This window comes from Rhizobium nepotum 39/7, from assembly GCF_000949865.1.
Taxonomy (GTDB): Bacteria; Pseudomonadota; Alphaproteobacteria; order Rhizobiales; family Rhizobiaceae; genus Agrobacterium; species Agrobacterium nepotum.
This window is the reverse complement of the sequence record NZ_JWJH01000030.1, coordinates 11,236-28,172: the sequence shown is the minus strand read 5'-3', so window position 1 is coordinate 28,172 and position 16,937 is coordinate 11,236. Positions and strand designations below refer to the sequence as shown.

The 16,937-nt window shown below is 60.0% G+C and carries 20 protein-coding genes; 11 read left to right on the top strand and 9 right to left on the bottom strand.

Going from position 1 to position 16,937, the window contains the following annotated elements; all coding sequences use genetic code 11:
- The 4 genes from RS75_RS22560 to RS75_RS22545 form a co-directional block, all read left to right on the top strand.
- The coding region (locus RS75_RS22560; protein ID WP_045024652.1) for a TOBE domain-containing protein at positions 1-287 on the top strand (287 nt) is incomplete at its 5' end.
- 87 nt (positions 288-374) lie between these two features.
- Positions 375-1,859, top strand: coding sequence for a mannitol dehydrogenase family protein (locus RS75_RS22555; RefSeq protein WP_045024650.1), 1,485 nt, complete (start codon positions 375-377; stop codon positions 1,857-1,859).
- Between the two features lie 6 nt (positions 1,860-1,865).
- Positions 1,866-2,585 carry an HAD family hydrolase gene (locus tag RS75_RS22550; RefSeq protein WP_045024648.1) on the top strand — a complete coding sequence of 240 codons (720 nt, stop codon included), beginning with the start codon at positions 1,866-1,868 and terminating at the stop codon, positions 2,583-2,585.
- A 60-nt stretch (positions 2,586-2,645) separates the two neighbouring features.
- Positions 2,646-4,220, top strand: a complete 1,575-nt coding sequence (locus RS75_RS22545; protein WP_045024647.1) for an FGGY-family carbohydrate kinase — start codon at positions 2,646-2,648, stop codon at positions 4,218-4,220.
- 29 nt (positions 4,221-4,249) lie between these two features.
- On the opposite strand, the gene RS75_RS22540 is transcribed toward RS75_RS22545, so the two are convergent.
- Positions 4,250-5,083, bottom strand: coding sequence for a MurR/RpiR family transcriptional regulator (locus tag RS75_RS22540; RefSeq protein WP_045024659.1), 834 nt, complete (start codon positions 5,081-5,083; stop codon positions 4,250-4,252).
- A 294-nt stretch (positions 5,084-5,377) separates the two neighbouring features.
- Between RS75_RS22540 and RS75_RS22535 the strand changes: the two genes are divergently transcribed.
- Complete coding sequence (locus tag RS75_RS22535; RefSeq protein ID WP_045024645.1) at positions 5,378-6,115, top strand: sulfate transporter family protein; 738 nt, start codon at positions 5,378-5,380, stop codon at positions 6,113-6,115.
- Here RS75_RS22535 and nth read toward each other — a convergent pair.
- The gene (nth, locus tag RS75_RS22530) at positions 6,077-6,859 is read right to left on the bottom strand and encodes an endonuclease III (protein WP_045024644.1); all 783 of its coding nucleotides are present in this window, start codon (positions 6,857-6,859) and stop codon (positions 6,077-6,079) included. The genes RS75_RS22535 and nth overlap by 39 nt on opposite strands.
- 37 nt (positions 6,860-6,896) lie before the next feature.
- Here nth and RS75_RS22525 point away from each other — a divergent pair, with 37 nt between their 5' ends.
- From RS75_RS22525 to RS75_RS22510, 4 genes are all read left to right on the top strand, one after another.
- Positions 6,897-7,379 (top strand): DUF2244 domain-containing protein, encoded by a 483-nt coding sequence (locus tag RS75_RS22525; RefSeq protein WP_045024643.1) that lies wholly within the window; start codon positions 6,897-6,899, stop codon positions 7,377-7,379.
- A 119-nt stretch (positions 7,380-7,498) separates the two neighbouring features.
- On the top strand, positions 7,499-8,371 hold the full coding sequence (locus RS75_RS22520) for a methylated-DNA--[protein]-cysteine S-methyltransferase (RefSeq protein ID WP_045024642.1): 873 nt from the start codon (positions 7,499-7,501) through the stop codon (positions 8,369-8,371).
- Between the two features lie 48 nt (positions 8,372-8,419).
- Complete coding sequence (locus RS75_RS22515) at positions 8,420-8,656, top strand: CopG family ribbon-helix-helix protein (RefSeq protein WP_045024641.1); 237 nt, start codon at positions 8,420-8,422, stop codon at positions 8,654-8,656.
- 5 nt (positions 8,657-8,661) lie between these two features.
- Positions 8,662-8,949 carry a type II toxin-antitoxin system RelE/ParE family toxin gene (locus tag RS75_RS22510; protein ID WP_045024640.1) on the top strand — a complete coding sequence of 96 codons (288 nt, stop codon included), beginning with the start codon at positions 8,662-8,664 and terminating at the stop codon, positions 8,947-8,949.
- Here the strand turns inward: RS75_RS22510 and RS75_RS22505 are convergent.
- On the bottom strand, positions 8,946-9,932 hold the full coding sequence (locus tag RS75_RS22505; RefSeq protein WP_045024657.1) for a sugar-binding transcriptional regulator: 987 nt from the start codon (positions 9,930-9,932) through the stop codon (positions 8,946-8,948). The genes RS75_RS22510 and RS75_RS22505 overlap by 4 nt on opposite strands.
- 195 nt (positions 9,933-10,127) lie before the next feature.
- On the opposite strand from RS75_RS22505, the gene tal reads away from it, so the two are divergent.
- Entirely contained in the window at positions 10,128-11,093 is a 966-nt protein-coding gene (tal, locus tag RS75_RS22500) for a transaldolase (protein ID WP_045024639.1), read from the top strand.
- A gap of 105 nt (positions 11,094-11,198) precedes the next feature.
- On the opposite strand, the gene RS75_RS22495 is transcribed toward tal, so the two are convergent.
- Entirely contained in the window at positions 11,199-11,972 is a 774-nt protein-coding gene (locus tag RS75_RS22495) for an IclR family transcriptional regulator (protein ID WP_045024655.1), read from the bottom strand.
- 204 nt (positions 11,973-12,176) lie between these two features.
- Between RS75_RS22495 and RS75_RS22490 the strand changes: the two genes are divergently transcribed.
- On the top strand, positions 12,177-12,908 hold the full coding sequence (locus tag RS75_RS22490; protein WP_045024637.1) for an SDR family oxidoreductase: 732 nt from the start codon (positions 12,177-12,179) through the stop codon (positions 12,906-12,908).
- A 59-nt stretch (positions 12,909-12,967) separates the two neighbouring features.
- On the opposite strand, the gene RS75_RS22485 is transcribed toward RS75_RS22490, so the two are convergent.
- The 5 genes from RS75_RS22485 to RS75_RS22465 all read right to left on the bottom strand — a co-directional run bounded on the left by RS75_RS22485 (position 12,968) and on the right by RS75_RS22465 (position 16,737).
- On the bottom strand, positions 12,968-13,141 hold the full coding sequence (locus RS75_RS22485; protein WP_003499086.1) for a DUF1328 domain-containing protein: 174 nt from the start codon (positions 13,139-13,141) through the stop codon (positions 12,968-12,970).
- 108 nt (positions 13,142-13,249) lie between these two features.
- Complete coding sequence (locus tag RS75_RS22480; protein WP_045024635.1) at positions 13,250-14,104, bottom strand: metal ABC transporter permease; 855 nt, start codon at positions 14,102-14,104, stop codon at positions 13,250-13,252.
- Positions 14,101-14,961: a metal ABC transporter permease gene (locus RS75_RS22475; protein ID WP_045024633.1), complete on the bottom strand. Its 861-nt coding sequence runs from the start codon at positions 14,959-14,961 to the stop codon at positions 14,101-14,103. The genes RS75_RS22480 and RS75_RS22475 overlap by 4 nt, the downstream gene beginning before the upstream one ends.
- Positions 14,942-15,850, bottom strand: coding sequence for a manganese/iron ABC transporter ATP-binding protein (locus tag RS75_RS22470; protein ID WP_045024632.1), 909 nt, complete (start codon positions 15,848-15,850; stop codon positions 14,942-14,944). The genes RS75_RS22475 and RS75_RS22470 overlap by 20 nt, the downstream gene beginning before the upstream one ends.
- Positions 15,847-16,737, bottom strand: coding sequence for a metal ABC transporter substrate-binding protein (locus RS75_RS22465; protein WP_045024653.1), 891 nt, complete (start codon positions 16,735-16,737; stop codon positions 15,847-15,849). Before RS75_RS22465 ends, RS75_RS22470 begins: the two co-directional genes overlap by 4 nt.
- Between the last annotated feature and the right edge of the window lie 200 nt (positions 16,738-16,937).

Genomic DNA, 16,937 nt, shown 5'->3' with positions numbered 1-16,937 from the left:
GCATGAACCTGGTGACCGGCGATTACGCCCGCCAAAAGAATGCCGCCACCGCCGGCGTGCGCCCCGAGCATCTGATGCTGTCGAAGGAAACCGGCCTCTGGCAGGGCAAGGTCACGGTTGCCGAACATCTCGGCTCCGACACCTTCCTCCACCTCGACGTCCCCGGCATCGGCCCGATCACTGCCCGAACCGATGGCGAGTTCGAATGCAGACACGGCGATACCGTCTTCATCACACCGGATGACACCAAAATCCACAGGTTCGATGAAAAGGGCATCGCGATATGACGCGAAGACTGGAAGGCAAATCCGCGCTGAGTGCCGGCTGCCATACGGTCCCGGCACGAACAACGTTTCCCCTTCGAGGATCGTGACATGACATGCAAACTCTCCCTCGCAACGCTTGATGAAGCCCAAAAAACGGCGGCGATTCCGGCCTATTCCCGCGCCGATCTTTCCGCCGGCATCGTGCATTTCGGCGTTGGGAATTTCCACCGCGCCCATCAGGCGGTCTATCTGGACGACCTGTTCAACACTGGAGCGGACCATGACTTCGCCATCGTCGGCGCGGGTGTTCTGCCTTCCGATGCGGTGATGCGAGAAAAGCTCGCCGCGCAGGATTTCCTCACCACCGTCGTGGAGCAGGACAATAACCGCACCGGCGCGCGCGTCACCGGGCCGATGATCGACATATTGCCGGTCGGCGATAGCAAAACCATCATCGAAACGCTCGCCGATCCGAAAATCCGCATCGTCTCCATGACCATTACCGAAGGCGGTTATTTCATCGACGCCTCCGGTTCCTTCAACCCGCAGCATCCGGCGATTGCCGAGGATGGCAGGAACCCGTCCTCGCCTAAGACTGTGTTCGGCCTCATCGTCGCCGGGCTCAAGGTGAGGCACGACAAGGGGCTTTGGCCCTTTACCGTCATGTCCTGCGACAACATACCCCATAATGGCAAGGTCACCAAAAACGCGGTTATCGGGTTGGCGGGCCTGTCAGATCCGGCCTTTGCCGACTGGATCGGGAAAAATGTCGCTTTCCCCAATTCGATGGTGGACCGCATCACCCCCGCCACCGGCGAGCGCGAGCGCAATATTGCCCGCGATGATTTTGGCATCGATGACAACTGGCCGGTCTTCTGCGAGGAGTTCAAGCAATGGGTGATGGAAGATAATTTCCCGGCGGGCCGACCGGCGCTCGAGACGGTGGGTGTTCAGTTCGTCAAGGATGTCGCGCCTTACGAGCACATGAAGATCCGCATCCTCAACGGTGGTCATGCGGCGATCGCCTATCCGGCAGCGCTGCTCGACATTCATTTCGTGCATGAGGCAATGGAGCACCCGCTGATCCGGGCGTTTTTGGCAAAGCTCGAAAAGGAAGAGATCATCCCGGTCATTCCGCCGGTGCCCGATACCGATCTTGGCGAATATTTCGGGTTGATCGAGCGCCGTTTTCTCAATCCGAAAATCGGCGACACCATTCCGCGCCTCGCGCAGGATGGCTCCAACCGCCAGCCGAAATTCATCCTGCCTTCGACCGCCGACCGTCTGGCGGCGGGGGACGATATCGTCGGGCTTTCGCTCGTCTCGGCGCTATGGTGCCGTTATTTTTACGGCACCACCGACAGTGGCCAGGAAATCACCTTCAACGACGCCAGCACTGACAGGCTTCAGTCGGCGGCAATCAAGGCCAAGGACGATCCGATGGCCTTTCTCTCGCTTGACGACATTTTCGGAAAGGTTGCCGAATCGGAACTTTTCCGTAAACGCTTCGCCCATGCACTGACAACGTTGTGGCAAGAAGGCACGGCGAAGACCTTGCAGCTTTATCTGGACGACAAGCTGGCTGAAAAGTGATGCGAAATGAAAGACGGGACCGGACCTCTGCTGATTTTTGACTGCGACGGCGTTCTCGTCGATAGCGAGCCGGTTTCGATTTCGGTTCTTCTCGACATGCTCTCCCATCTCGGCGTGGAGATGGGGGAGGAGGAAGCCTATAACCGCTTTCTCGGCCGTAGCGTCGCCAGCATGACCGCGACGCTGTTTGAGGACTACGGCGTCGAGACCGACATCGATTTTCTCGACCATATGCGCGCGACGCTGTTCGAGCGCTTCCGGACCGAGTTGCGGCCCATTGACGGCATTGCCGAAACGCTGGACAGGCTTGTGGCCCTGAAGCGGTGCGTCGCCTCATCCAGCCAGCCGGAGCGCATCCGTTATTCGCTGGGCCTGACGGGCCTGATCGATAAATTCGAGCCGCATGTCTTCAGCGCCACGATGGTGAAGAAGGGCAAACCGGCACCCGATCTTTTCCTGCATGCGGCGCGGCAGATGGGCGTATCGCCTTCGGATTGCATCGTCATAGAGGATAGCCCTGCCGGCATCGCCGCCGCCAAAGCTGCCGGCATGGCAGTTTTTGCCTTTACGGGCGGCTCGCATGCGCAGTTTCCCGCATTCCGCGAAAAGATCGCCGGTCTCGGGGCGGATGCCACGTTTGACGCGATGCCGGATTTGGTTCAACTTGTCGGCAGTTATGTGGGGAAGGGTGGTTTTGACAGCCAGGTGGAACGTGACGCAGGCTGAAGTAAATCATGCCTGCCGCCGCCCGGAGGTCGTTGCGCGAGGGATGGAATTGCAGTCTTGATGCGTCAAAATCTCGTTGCCGTCGATGTCGGTACGGCCAGCGCACGGGCCGGGATTTTCGATCCGACCGGCAGGCTTCTTGCCCGCGCCACCCATCCCATCCTGATGCAAAGGCCGCAGGAAAACCACGCCGAACATGATTCCACCGATATTTGGAATGCGGTCTGTATCGCAGTCAGGGCAGCGCTTGCCGATGCCGGTGTCCCGCGCGAAAGCATCGCCGCCATCGGCTTCGACGCCACCTGCTCGCTCGTCATCCGCGATGAAAGGGGTGAGCCGGTTTCCGTTTCCGTCACGGGAAAAGACCGGTTCGATACCATCGTCTGGCTCGACCACAGGGCGATTGGCGAGGCTGACCGGCTGACTGCGTCGGGTCATCGGGTTCTGAATTTCGCCGGCAACAGCGTCTCGCCCGAAATGCAGATGCCGAAACTGATGTGGCTGAAGGCGCATCTGCCGGAAAGCTGGGCGCGCATGTCCTTCGCTTTCGATCTGGCGGATTTCCTGACCTGGAAGGCGACCGGTTCCGCAAAACGCTCCAATTGCACGCAGACGGCGAAGTGGAATTTTCTGGCGCAGGAAAATCCGGGCTGGCAGGCGGATTATCTTGAAATGGCCGGGCTTGCCGATCTGAGAGAGCGGGCAGGCTTGCCCGACACTACCGTGATGCCCGGGGAGAGCATCGGTACGCTTTCGCCCGAGGCCGCCACTGAGCTGGGTCTCGATACTGGCTGCCGGGTGGCTGCGGGCATGATCGATGCCTATGCCGGCGCCCTCGGCGCGCTCGGCGGTTGCCTGTTGGGAGATGTCGGCCGGCATGTAGCGTTGATTGCCGGAACGTCGAGTTGCATTGTGGCCATGTCCGAGCGGCAGATGCCCGGCCACAGCCTCTGGGGACCCTATTGGCAGGCTGCCCTACCCGGCCACTGGCTGGTGGAAGGTGGGCAATCGGCAACCGGCGCGCTGCTCGATCATATCGTGCGCATGCATGCGGCGGGCGGCGAGCCGGATATGGCGCTGCATGCCCGCATAGTTGCGCGGGTCACCGAATTGCGCGCGCTCGAGGGTGAGGCTTTCGCCGAGCGGCTGCATGTGCTGCCGGATTTCCACGGCAATCGCTCGCCGCTCGCCGATCCGCATGCGGTGGGCGTCATCAGCGGGCTGACGCTGGATACATCCTTCGACAGTCTTTGCCGCCTCTACTGGCGCACCGCTGTGGCGATTGCGCTCGGTGCGCGCCATGTGCTCGATGCGATGGAGCGTTTCGGTTACGCGGTCGAAAGCCTGCATGTCACCGGCGGGCATGTGAAGAACCCGCTATTGATGGAGCTTTACGCCGATGTGACGGGCAAGCGCATCGTGGTTCCGGCCACCGCCGACGCCGTTCTTCTCGGCACGGCGATGACGGCGGCGGCGGCTGGCGGCGTGCATGCGGGCCTTGCGGCGGCGGGTGCCGCCATGTATCCGGGCAATGCCGAAATATCCGGCAATCCGGCGCTCGCACCCCGTTACGAGCGGGATTATCGCCGTTTTCTCGCCATGCACCGCCATCGACAGGAACTGGACAGTCTCTGATTTTTCGCCGGGGAATGGCAGGGTGTAGGTCAGCCGCGCAGCGACCGTTTCAGCCCGTTGAGGTTTTTCATGCGTGTCGTGCCGGTCTCGTCGGCGTTGACGCCCAGGGCGCAGAGCGTGAATTCCATCAGGGAGACGAGTTGCAGCAGGCCCTGGCCGCCATTCTGGGCCTGCGGCATGGCAAGACAGATATCGGCGCTTTCCGGTCCCCATTCGTAAAAACGGGTGGTGATCAGCAACGTTCTGTAGCCAGCCTTGCGCGCCGTTGCCGACAGGCGTTGCAATGGCATCAGGCTGCCGCCGCAATCCATGATGACGAGAAGGGTTTGCGTGGGTTCGAAATCCCACAGGGCGACATAGGCCGCGCTGTCGCTGCCGAGATAATGCACATGTCCGCGGTATTCCAGAAGACGCCCGTGGAAGTGACGGCCAGCGCCCAATCCTTCCGGGGATGTCGCCAGAAAAACATCCGCCGCGACAGCAATCTCGTTCATGGCGACATGCCAGATCGGTTGCGTGGTCATATCGAACGCAGTCTGGATAGCCTGGATCTGCTGCGACAGAAGGTGGGAAAACGGGTTGGACTGGCGTTGGCCGCTGTCGGCAATCGTGGGCTGATCCGCGCCTGCCGCTTCTTCGGCGTGGCGAAGATCGGCGCGAATATCGCTGAATTGCCGGTAACCGAGCGAACGCAGGAAACGGCCGACCGTCATCGGGCTGAGGCCGAGCTTGGCGGCCAGCGTCTGCGCCGTTTCAAATGGCAATTCGTCCAGATGCTCGATCAGATATTTGGCGATCTTGCGCTCGGAGGGTGTACCGGCCTTCATGGCGCGGGTCAGATTCAACAGCAGCTTTTCCATCAACGCCTCATTGTTCTTAGTTATAACGATGATGCATTCGCGCGCCCGAACGAGCGTGCGAACCGCGATTTGACGGTGGGGGCCAGCTTTTCCGGCCTTGTCCTCCACCGGACCGGAATGCGAATTATGATAGGTAGATTATTATATTTTAGAGATACCTTTTATACAAGAGAAATTCCATCTGCGGTTTAATTCCGCGCGTCTGGCATCTTTGCATCGGTCTTGCGGAGCGGGCGGCCAGCGCCTATCTCTCGTTGGCCAGCAAGTTTAACGCGAGAGGCGTCAAGGGAGTTCCGAATGATTTTTGATGCGGCGCGACAAGCCTTCCGCAATCTTTTTGCCGCCGAGACGCGGTCGGTGTTCTGGAAGGTTCTGGGGCTGACGCTTCTCGTGCTGGCGGCGCTGTGGTTCGCCATCCGCTCCATCTTCATCTATTTCGCCCTGCCATGGGTGGATACGCTGATCCCCGGCGTGCCGGACTGGGCGGGGTGGATGACCTTCGTTTTCGCCATTTTCGCCGGCATAGGGCTGGCGCTTGCCCTGGCCCTGCTGATCTCGCCGGTCACAGCCGTCATTGCCGGCCTGTTTCTCGACGATGTCGCCGAAGTGGTGGAAAAAAAGACTTACCCAGATGATCCGCCGGGCAAAGCAATGCCGATCGGCGAGGCTTTGCTGTCATCGATCAAGTTCTTCGGCGTCGTCATTGCCGGCAACCTCATTGCGCTTTTGCTGCTGCTGGTGCCGGGCGTCAACCTCATCGCGTTTTTTCTGGTGAACGGTTATCTGCTCGGTCGTGAATTCTTCGAATTCGCGGCGATGCGTTTCCGCTCGCCGGCCGAGGCGCGGCTATTCCGCTCAAAACACCGCACCACCGTGTTCATGGCCGGGCTGGTAATCGCGGCGTTCCTCGCAATTCCGTTCCTCAACCTTCTGACGCCGCTTTTTGCAGCCTCGTTGATGGTCCATCTGCACAAGGCCGTCAGCCAGCGCGATCCGTCATTCGCCGCCGGCCGCACCGAACAGCTGCGCGGGTAACTCCACCAGCGGCGCTGGAATATCGAAGGTCTTTTCCGGCGATTTGCAGATATCGGCAATCACGCAGCGCTCGCATTCCGGCTTGCGCGCCTTGCAGCAATAACGCCCGTGCAGGATCAGCCAGTGATGGGCATGGAACAGATACTCCTCTGGAATGATGCGGACGAGCCGGTCCTCCACCTCATCGGGGGTTTTTCCCGGCGCAAGACAGAGCCGGTTGGCAATGCGGAACACATGGGTATCCACGGCAAGCGTCGGCACGCCGAAGGCCATGGACATCACCACATTGGCCGTCTTGCGTCCGACGCCGGGCAGGGTCACCAGTTCCTCGCGGGTCTTCGGCACCTCGCCGCCGAAATTGTCGATCAGCATTCGTGACAGGGCGATAACGTTTTTTGCCTTGTTGCGATAAAGTCCGATGGTCTTGATATGCCCGATCAGTTGTTCCTCGCCGAGCGCCAGCATCTTTTCCGGCGTGTCGGCCACCTTGAACAGCGCCCGCGTCGCCCGGTTCACGCCGACATCGGTAGCCTGTGCGGAAAGCGCCACGGCCACCAGCAGGGTAAAGGGGTTGGTGTGTTCCAGTTCCCCCTTCGGTTCCGGCCGCTGAATGGAAAAACGGCGGAAGATCTCGGTCAACTCGTCCTTCGAATAGATCGTCTTCACGCGCGCCGGCTTGCGCGCTGGTGTCGCATTTGACTTTTTTGAGGTTTGGGTGCTGGATCGTTTTTTGGCGACTGTCATGACCTATCTATAGCCAGCCCGCCCTGAGGAAATCAACGTGGATACGCTCAACGACCAGCCGATTTTCGCGGCGGAACTCGTTCCGCACCGTTCGCTTGGAAGAAGGGGTTTTCGGCTGCTTCTGGTGTTGGTCGGCCTTGCCGGCCTCGTCTATGGCGGTTTTTTCCTCGCCACCGGCGCATGGCCCGTCGGCCTGTTTTTGGGGCTGGATTTTCTGCTGCTCTACATCGCCTTCCGCGCCAATTACCGCGCGGCAAAAGCGCGGGAAGAAGTCAGCGTGTCCCACACCAACCTGTCTATCCGCAAATTCTCTCCGGCTGGCCACATGGTGGAGCATCGCTTCAACCCCTTCTGGGCGCGTTTCCGGGTGCGCCGGCACGAGGAAATCGGTATCGTTTCCATGCATGTGACGGGCGAAGGGAAGGCGACCGATATAGGGTCGTTCCTCAACCCGGATGACCGTGAAAGCTTTGCCAAAGCCTTCGGCGGCGCGCTTGCGACCGTCAGGCGGCGGATGTGAAGCAGTATCCGTCATTCCGGCTCGGAGGCCGGTATGACGGAAGAATGATATTCGACGCAAGAAACGGGTGGAGACAAAGGCGCTTTCGTGGTCCTGTCGTATCGGTTAGGAGAAATGCGATGAACGCCAATATCATGCTGAACGAGGACATCACCCCCATCGGATCGGATTACGAAACGGTGCGCGGCGTCATAGAGCTGCTGACACTCGATTATCGCGATCAGCCCTCCCTCGAAGCCATCGCCGCAAGGCTCGGGCAGTCGCCGACGCAATTGCAGAAAACCTTCACCCGCTGGGCCGGCCTTTCGCCGAAGGCCTTCTTGCAGGCCGTGACGCTCGATCACGCCAAGAGGCTGTTGCGCGAAGAGGATTTGCCGCTGCTCGAGACCTCGATCGAGGTCGGCATGTCGGGGCCGGGACGCCTGCACGATCTGTTCGTCACCCATGAAGCCATGTCGCCGGGCGAATGGAAGGCGAAGGGCGGCGGGTTGACGATCCGCTACGGGTTTCACGCCTCGCCCTTCGGCCTTGCGCTGGTCATGGTGACCGATCGCGGCCTTGCCGGCTGCGCCTTTGCCGATCCGGGCGAGGAACGGGGTTGTTTCGAGGACATGGCCGGACGCTGGCCGAATGCGGATTATGTCGAGGACCGCGAAGCGACCGCTCCTTATGCTGCACGCATTTTCGAACCGTCCCTGTGGTCGGCGGACAGGCCGCTGCGGGTCGTGCTGCTCGGCACGGATTTTCAGGTGAGGGTGTGGGAAAGCCTCTTGAAAATCCCCATGGGCCGCGCCGTCACCTATTCGCACATCGCCTGCGATATCGGCCAGCCCACGGCTTCCCGCGCCGTCGGTGCGGCGGTCGGCGCCAACCCGGTCTCCTTCGTCGTCCCCTGCCACCGCGCTGTCGGCAAAAGCGGCGCGCTGACGGGCTATCACTGGGGCCTGACCCGCAAGCGGGCGATGCTCGGCTGGGAAACGGGGAAGGTTTGACGGGGTTTTGTCTTTGCCGATCTGTTGAGGATCGGCTATTCTTTGTCCATGAAGAGCACAATCGAACTTCCCGATGATCTGAAACGACGGATCGACCTTCTGGCCGAGCGCTTGGACACGACCCCCAGCCGCATCATAGAAGATGCGCTGTCATATGGTCGTTCTCTGGCATGGCAGGAGAAATGGACAAGCGGTGTCAGGGCAGGGTTGGCTGAGGCAGATGCCGGAGAGTTCGTCTCCGACGAAGAGATTGATGCCGTTTTGAATAAATACGCCAAGGCCTGAAAAGCGTGCGGTTGGTCTGGACGCCGCGTTATCTCAAAGAACTTGATGGTATAGGCGACTATATTGCGGAGCGTAATCCGCGTGCGGCGGCGAAGGTCGTTCGGACAATCCATCAAACGACGGCGCGCCTTCTGTCCGCTAATCCGTATCTCGGCCGTAACGGCGAAATCGAAGGAACGAGGGAGCTGGTCGTTTCCGGTCTGCCTTACATCGTGGCCTATCGCGTGAGAGATAGGCAGATTGAAATCCTGTTCGTTCAGCACGCCGCCCGCGAATGGCCTCCGGAAATCTAAACCAGTTCCATCAGCGCCCTTGCCGCCGCCTCGTCGGTGATCAGCGTGTTGCAGCCGGTGCGTTTGATGGTGGCGCGGATGGCGATGGCGCGGTGGGCGCCGCCGGAGGCGAGAACGATGTGTTTAGCCTTGCGCAGCGTATCGAGATCAATCGCCATGGCGCGCTCATTGATCGGGTGATCGACGGAGCGGCCTTCCGCATCGATGAAGTTGAACATCGTGTCGCAGACGCAGCCCGCATCGATGAGTTCCTGAAGTGTTTCCTTCGAAATGAAGCCTTCCGAGAGCGAGGTCGAATGCGGACCGATATCGCCGCAGGAGACGATGGCGAGGTCCAGCGTTTCGGCCAGATCGTAAAGCGTGGCCAGCCCGCATTTTTCGATCAGCGCCCTTTTTGTCTCGACTGAATCCACCAGCAGGGGCGCGAGAAACATGTAACATTCCGCGCCCAGCGCGCTTGCCAGCCGCCAGGTGTAATCGAGCGGGTTGGTCTGGTGCACGGCGACGATACCGCCGAGCAGCGAGACGACCTTGCAGTTTTCCCGGCGCGGCGGGCGGAAGCTGGAAAGCGAGGCGGTCATGGTGCGGCCCCAGCCGACGCCGATGGTGGCGTTGTTCGGCACCGCCTCGGAGAGGAATTGCCCGAGCGCCAGACCCACAGCCTTGGCCGTGCCTTCGGCGCTCACCTTGTCCGGAGAGGGAATGATCACCGCCTCGTCCAGCCCATATGCCACCTCCAGCCGACCGGCCAGCTCGACGAAATCCTCAATCCCTTCATTGATCCAGATCTGCACTTCGGAGCGTTTCATCGCCTCGTCCAGCAGGCGGATGACGGTGGAGCGGCTGATGCCGAGTTTCTCGGCGACATCTTTCTGCGTCATACCCTGATTATAATAAAGCCATGCGGCACGCAGCCTCAGCGAAGCCGCTTCCGAATAGGCCGTATGGGTTTCTCTTCTCAGTTTTGCCACTGTTTCCGCCATTCTTAATGCAAGGTCGAGTATCGCAGGCGTGAAACTTATGTCAATTGCGATGCGCAAATGTCTTGACTTTCGGTCGTGCCGCTTGCGATAGTCGGAGCCGGACAGAACCGTGATTTCGGCCTTGGGCGCACCCATGGTGCGGGAACGAAAAGACGACTGAGCAAGTTTACTAGAGATGATGAAGGATCATTCGCTATGACGTCCAAACTCGAACAACTTCGCGCCATCACCACGGTCGTTGCCGATACCGGCGACATCGAGGCTGTTGCGCGCCTGAAGCCGGTGGATTGCACCACCAACCCCACCATCGTTCTGAAAGCGCTCGGCACCCCCGCTTTTGCGGATGCGGTGAAGGAAGCCGTTTCCTGGGGCAAGAAGCAGGGCGGCCAGTCCGACGCCGTCGTCGCCGCCGTTGCCGATCGTCTCGCGATTTCCGTAGGTGCTGCCCTTGCCGGTCTCGTTCCCGGCCGCGTGTCGACCGAAGTCGATGCCGACCTCTCCTTCGATACGGAAGCCTCCATCACCAAGGCGCGCCACATCATCGCGGCCTACAAGGATCGCGGTATCGAGCGCGAGCGCATTCTCATCAAGCTTGCCTCCACCTGGGAAGGCATCAAGGCGGCTGAGGTTCTCCAGTCCGAAGGCGTCGACTGCAACCTGACGCTGCTGTTCTCGCAGGCACAGGCCGTCGCTTGCGCGGAAGCCAAGGCTTTCCTCATCTCGCCCTTCGTCGGGCGTATCCTCGACTGGTACAAAAAGTCGACCGGCGAGACATACACCGCCGAGACCGATCCGGGCGTCGTGTCGGTGCGCAGCATCTATAATTACTACAAGGCCAACGGCATCGGCACCGTCGTCATGGGTGCATCCTTCCGCAATGTCGGCGAGATCGAGGCGCTTGCCGGTTGCGATCGCCTGACGATCAGCCCGGCGCTGCTGGAAGAGCTGGACAAGGACACCGGTACGCTCGTCCGCCAGCTTTCGCCCGACAACGCCAAGCCCGAGCCGCTGCAGTCGCTTGACGAAAAGGCGTTCCGCTGGGCGATGAACGAAGACGCCATGGCGACCGAGAAGCTCTCGGAAGGCATCCGCCTGTTCGCCAAGGATCTGGTGACGCTGCGCGAAATGGTCCGCAAGGAACTGACGCTGGCTGCCGCCTGACAATAAAAAGGGGAACCATCCCGGTTCCCTTACGTTTAAGAGATGTAAATCTCCAGTCACTCAAAACGCGATCGGGTCCCTGCCGGTCGCGTTTTTTCGTTCCGTTCAGAGGTTTGCGTTTCCCGTTACTACTTCGGAAATGCGCTTTGCCGCATCGCGGATCAGGGCTTCGCATGCCTCGCGCGTCGGAGCCTTGCTGCCGAGCGGCGTGATGTAGGGGCAGGTGATGACGGCAAGCGCGGTACCATCAAGCGTCAGCACCGGCGCGGATATGTTGCGAACGCCGGCAGTCTGGAGGCTGTCCATGGATTCAAAACCCTGTCTGCGCACCTGCGCCAGTCGCTCGGCAAGACCTTCCGGCATTGTTTCCCCGCCGCCGTGCACCTGTTCGGTGATCATGATCTCGCGTTGCGCCTCTGTCTGGAAAGCCAGCAGCACAAGGCCGGATCCCGTGTGAAACAGGCTCATCTGCGCGCCCACCCGCATGGACATGGCCCAATAGGTGGAGGATTCCTGCTGGGCAATGACAACGACGCTGCCACGATCATAGACGGCCAGGTGACAGGCCTGCTCGGCACTTGTGGAAAAATCGCGCATCACGGGTGCTGCGAACGATACCAGCCGGCGGACCGGCGCGTGGAAATGCGCAAGACCGAACATTTTCAGCGTCAGCGAAAACCGGTCGCCCTCAAGCCGCTCAACGTAACCGCGGCGCACCAGCCGGTCCAGCATGCGGTACAGCTCGTTCGGGGTCTTGCCGATGGCTTTGGCAATCTCGATCTGCGTCAGCCCGCCATCGGTGCGGGCCAGGAGTTCGAGAATGTCCAGACCCTTATCGAGGGCGGGAGCGCGATATCTTTCGCTGTCGTCTTCGGTCATCTGGCCTCGATGGCGTTTTGCAGGATTGGCTGGCGCGAAATGCGGTTTGGAAATACCGTTGCCCGACGCCGCCCTTTTGCGCAAGTCTGCTTGACGTTAGATGAATACCCCGTTTACATATGAATTGTCGATCCATATTTGAGATCAATGAAATTCAGCGGTGCGTTTCTCAAGCGACGGGCGCGCCATAGCGGGAGGCTATTCATGGTGCAGGATTTTAACGGCCGTACGGTGGTCATCACTGCGGCCGGTCAGGGGATCGGCCGGGCGACGGCGGAGCGGTTCATATCGCTCGGCGCACGCGTCATCGCCACCGATATCAACGAGCAGGCGCTTTCCACCCTGAAAGGTGCGGAAACGCGGGTGCTGAACGTGCTGGATGGCGAGGGCGTTACGGCCTTTGCTGCCGATATCGGTCATGCGGACGTGCTGTTCAACTGCGCCGGCTTCGTTCATTCCGGCAGCATTCTCGAGTGCGAGGAAAAGGACTGGGATTTCTCCTTCGATCTCAATGCCAAGGCTATGTACCGCACCTGCCGCGCCTTCCTGCCCGGCATGCTGGAAAAGGGCAAGGGCGCGATCGTCAACATGTCCTCCGTTGCTTCCAGCGTGAAGGGCGTGCCGAACCGTTTCGCCTATACTGCCTCCAAGGCGGCCGTAGTGGGGCTGACGAAGGCCATCGCTGCCGATTTCGTCACCAAGGGCATTCGCTGCAACGCCATCTGCCCCGGCACGGTGGACAGCCCGTCGCTGCATGACCGCCTACGCGCCACCGGCAATTACGAACAGGCGCTGGCCGATTTCATCGCCCGCCAGCCGATGGGCCGCATCGCCACGCCGGAAGAAATTGCAGCGCTCGTCACCTATCTCGCTTCGGATGAGGCAGGTTTCACCACCGGCCAGATTCACGTGATCGACGGCGGCTGGACAGGCTGATTATTGATACGGGAGAGAGGACAGGGCGACCGGCTGCAAAGCCGGTCGCCTTTTTTCATTCAGACGACCGCGCTTCCGGCCATCAGTGCAAGCACGAGGAAGACCAGGAAGATCACGACGGCGATGAAGAACAGGATTCGGGCCACGCCCGCTGCCGCTGCCGAAATGCCGGTAAAGCCGAATACACCCGCGATCAAAGAAATAACAAAGAAAATAAGAGCCCATTTCAGCATGGAGCTTCCCCTTTTGCTTGATTTCATGAGCCTGCCGCTTGACGACAGGCTCATGAAAATGACGCGCAAAAGGCAAAAATGTTCCACGCACCTGCAAAAATCGTTGTTTCAGACGCCCGTTTCGTTCGCCGCGTCGATCTGCCGGGCCTTGAAGGTGGTGCGGATGAAGGTCGCGACGAAGGCGAGGCTCATGAACAGCACGATGGTCGGGGCAGGCGCACTGTCGATCAGGAAGCTCAGCCATATGCCCGCAAGCGATGAGAGAACCGCGACGGCAATGGCGACCATCAGCATGGCGGAAAAACGCCGCGTCAGCAGGAAGGCGATTGCGCCGGGGGTGACCAGCATGGCGACCGAGAGAATGATGCCCACGGCCTTCAACGCGCCGACCACGACAAGCGACAGGACCATCAGCAGACCGTAATGCAGGACGCGCACCGGCAGGCCGATGGCTTTCGCATGTTGCGGATCAAACGCATTGACCAGCAGATCCTTGCGCAAGACCCCGAGAAACAGGGTGGCGAAAAGAGCGATCAGCCCTGTCTCCAGCATGTCTGACGGCGCGATGCCCAGCATGTCGCCGAAGAGGATGTGATCGAGATGCATGTCGCTCTGCACCTTCACATAAAGCACCAGCCCCAGTCCGAACATGCCGGAAAAGACGATGCCGAGCACCGTGTCTTCCTTGATGCGGCTGTTTTCCTTGATGAAACCGGTGCCGAGCGCACAGATCATGCCGGCGATGAAAGCGCCGATGGAAAGCGGAATTCCGGCAATATAGGCAACCACCACGCCGGGCAGCACGGCGTGCGAAACGGCGTCACCCATCAGCGACCAGCCCTTCAGCACCAGAAAACAGGAGAGCATCGCCATCGGCATTGCGATCATCAGCGTTATCACGAAGGCATATTGCATGAAGGGCAGCTGAAACGGCAGGATCGCAAGCTCGAGATATTCGCTCATGGCGTTTCTCCGAGCGCCTTGCGGGCTTTGGCTCTGGAAGCGAGCAACCCGTGTTTGGGTGCGAAGACGAAGGCGGCAAGGAAGATCGCCGTTTGCAGCACCACGATAACACCGCCGGTGGCGCCATCGAGGAAATAGCTGAGATAGGCGCCGACGAAGCTGGTCGTTGCGCCGATCAAAAGGCTCATCAGGATCAGCCGCTCGAAACGGTCCGTCAGGAGATAGGCGGTCGCACCCGGCGTCACCACCATGGCGACGACCAGGAAGGCCCCGACAGTCTGAAGCGCCGCAACCGTGGAGGCTGCGAGCAGGGTGAAGAAGATCACTTTCAGCACTTCCGGTTTCAGCCCCACGGTGCGGGCGTGGTTTTCATCGAAGAACACCACCATGAAGTCGCGCCATTTCAGCGCCAGCACGACGAGGCTGATGCCGCCGATCAGGGCAAGCTGGATCGTGTCTTCGGTGGTGATCGCCAGAATATTGCCGAGAACGATGGTCTGGATATTGATCGAGGTGGGGGAGAGCGAGGCCATGAATAGTCCGAGCCCGAAAAACGAGGTGAAGATCAGACCGATGATCGCGTCTTCCTTGAGCCGTGTTTTCTGGTTGAGGAACAGCATGGAGCCGGCCGCAAGCCCGCCGGAGAGGAAGGCGCCGAGCGAAAACGGCAGCCCGAGCATATAGGCGCCCGCGACGCCGGGAACGATGGCATGGGAGAGCGCGTCGCCGATCAGTGACCAGCCTTTCAGCATCAGATAGGCGGACAGAAAGCCGCAGACACCGCCGACAAGCGCGCTGACCCAGATGGCGTTCAGCATGTAGCCATAGGTGAAGGGCTCAAGAAGGCTGTTTATCATCGGCTTTTTCCTTCGCAGCCTCAGAATCGTGTCCGTTCTGGCCGTTCTTTCCGTAGATCACGAAGGGCCGCTCGTCATCGGTAATCACCTTCACCCGGCGCGGATCGGCATCATCATGCAGGTCGGTCCCGCCCAGAACGAAGTGGCGCAGGCTGCCGCCAAAGGCTTTTTGCAGGTTCTCCTCGTTAAAGGTATCCGCCGTTTTGCCGGATGCCAGCACCGTGCCCTTGACGAATACGGCGCGATCGCAGAATTCCGGCACGCTGCCGAGATTATGGGTGGAAACCAGCATGACGCGGCCCTCGTCGCGCAATGCCTTCAGCAACGCGACGATCTGCTCCTCGGTCGTCACGTCGACGCCGGTGAAAGGCTCGTCCAGCAGGATGACCTGGCCCTCCTGCGCCAGCGCTCGGGCCAGAAACACCCGTTTCTTCTGCCCGCCGGAAAGCTCGCCGATCTGCCTTTTGCGATAATCGAGCATGCTGACGCGTTTCAGCGCCTCCTCAACCATCTGGTGATCGCGCTTTGAGGGGATGCGCAGGAAGTTCATGTGGCCATAACGGCCCATCATGACGACATCCTCAACCAGTACGGGAAAACTCCAGTCCACCTCCTCGGCCTGCGGCACATAGGCGACCAGGTTTTTCCTGAGCGCATCCTTCACCGGCAGGTCGAAAATCGAGACGGAACCGGCGGCCAAAGGCACGAAACCCATGATCGCCTTGAAAATCGTGGACTTGCCGGCGCCATTGACGCCGACAAGTGCGGTGATCGTTCCGCGTGGAATTGAGAAGCTGGCATTTCTTAACGCGGTGTGGCCATTGCGATAGGTCACTGTCGCATTTTGAACCGTCAGGCCGCCGCCAGCTTTCTTGCTGCCCATTCTCATGAGGACAGCCCTTTGGCGATCGTGCTGCTCGTCACGCGCAGCAGATCGAGATAGGTCGGAACCGGGCCATCGGCCTCGCTCAGCGAATCCACGTAAAGTATGCCGCCATAGGCCGCGCCCGTCTCCTTGGCCACCTGATTGGCCGGGTCGGCAGAAACCGTGCTTTCGCTGAAGATGACCTTGATATTGTGTTCGCGCATGGCGTCGATCACGCCGCGCACCTGTTGCGGCGTTCCCTGGCTGTCGGCATTGACCGGCCACAGGAACAGTTCCTTCAGCCCGAAATCGCGCGCGAGATAGGAAAACGCGCCTTCGCTCGTTACCAACCAGCGCTTGTCTTCAGGAAGGGCGGAAAGCTCGTCGCGGATGGGCTGCACGGTGGCCCTGATCTGGTCCGAATAGGCCTTGGCGTTGGCGGCGTAGACATCGGCATGGGCGGGGTCTATCCCGGCGAGGCCCTTGCGGATATTTTCCACATAGATCAAAGCGTTATCGGGTGACATCCAGGCATGCGGGTTGGGTTTTCCCTGATAGGCTCCGCCATTGATCGCCATCGGCTCGATACCGTCGCTGACAGTCACATCAGGCACGCCGGAGAGATTGGCCAGGAACTTCTCGAACCACAATTCCAGATTGAGACCGTTGCGCAGCACCAGATCGGCCTTGCGGGCTTTGAGAATGTCGCGCGGCGTCGGCTGGTAGTTGTGAATTTCAGCACCCGGCTTGGTGATGCTCTCCACCTCGGCCGCGTCACCCGCCACATTTCGCGCCATGTCGGCGATGATCGTGAAGGTGGTGACCACCTTCGGTTTTTCTTGCGCAACGGCAGCGGCGGGCAGGAAAAGCGAAAAAGCAAAGAGGGCATGGCGGATTTTATGAAGATTCACGTCTGTCACCGAATTCTGTTGCGATTAACTTGCAATACCATCCGTTATAGAATCACACTTGTCAACGCTATTGCAAATCATTCGCAATTTAGCTGATTTTGAAAATGTCCGAAAATGGTGCGTTTTTGCCGGTGCCGTGCCGGTGGGGTTAAACTTTTTTCAATGAGAAAGCGGCACTATCACAAGGCTCGGACAGCGAC

What these genes read in the sequence shown, in the direction of transcription:
- RS75_RS22555 (WP_045024650.1), top strand. Translation starts at nt 375, where the DNA reads ATGACATGCAAACTCTCCCTCGCAACGCTTGATGAAGCCCAAAAAACG.
- RS75_RS22550 (WP_045024648.1), top strand. Translation starts at nt 1,866, where the DNA reads ATGAAAGACGGGACCGGACCTCTGCTGATTTTTGACTGCGACGGCGTT.
- RS75_RS22545 (WP_045024647.1), top strand. Translation starts at nt 2,646, where the DNA reads ATGCGTCAAAATCTCGTTGCCGTCGATGTCGGTACGGCCAGCGCACGG.
- RS75_RS22535 (WP_045024645.1), top strand. Translation starts at nt 5,378, where the DNA reads ATGATTTTTGATGCGGCGCGACAAGCCTTCCGCAATCTTTTTGCCGCC.
- nth (WP_045024644.1), bottom strand. Translation starts at nt 6,859, where the DNA reads ATGACAGTCGCCAAAAAACGATCCAGCACCCAAACCTCAAAAAAGTCA.
- RS75_RS22520 (WP_045024642.1), top strand. Translation starts at nt 7,499, where the DNA reads ATGAACGCCAATATCATGCTGAACGAGGACATCACCCCCATCGGATCG.
- RS75_RS22515 (WP_045024641.1), top strand. Translation starts at nt 8,420, where the DNA reads ATGAAGAGCACAATCGAACTTCCCGATGATCTGAAACGACGGATCGAC.
- RS75_RS22505 (WP_045024657.1), bottom strand. Translation starts at nt 9,932, where the DNA reads ATGGCGGAAACAGTGGCAAAACTGAGAAGAGAAACCCATACGGCCTAT.
- tal (WP_045024639.1), top strand. Translation starts at nt 10,128, where the DNA reads ATGACGTCCAAACTCGAACAACTTCGCGCCATCACCACGGTCGTTGCC.
- RS75_RS22495 (WP_045024655.1), bottom strand. Translation starts at nt 11,972, where the DNA reads ATGACCGAAGACGACAGCGAAAGATATCGCGCTCCCGCCCTCGATAAG.
- RS75_RS22490 (WP_045024637.1), top strand. Translation starts at nt 12,177, where the DNA reads ATGGTGCAGGATTTTAACGGCCGTACGGTGGTCATCACTGCGGCCGGT.
- RS75_RS22485 (WP_003499086.1), bottom strand. Translation starts at nt 13,141, where the DNA reads ATGCTGAAATGGGCTCTTATTTTCTTTGTTATTTCTTTGATCGCGGGT.
- RS75_RS22480 (WP_045024635.1), bottom strand. Translation starts at nt 14,104, where the DNA reads ATGAGCGAATATCTCGAGCTTGCGATCCTGCCGTTTCAGCTGCCCTTC.
- RS75_RS22475 (WP_045024633.1), bottom strand. Translation starts at nt 14,961, where the DNA reads ATGATAAACAGCCTTCTTGAGCCCTTCACCTATGGCTACATGCTGAAC.
- RS75_RS22470 (WP_045024632.1), bottom strand. Translation starts at nt 15,850, where the DNA reads ATGAGAATGGGCAGCAAGAAAGCTGGCGGCGGCCTGACGGTTCAAAAT.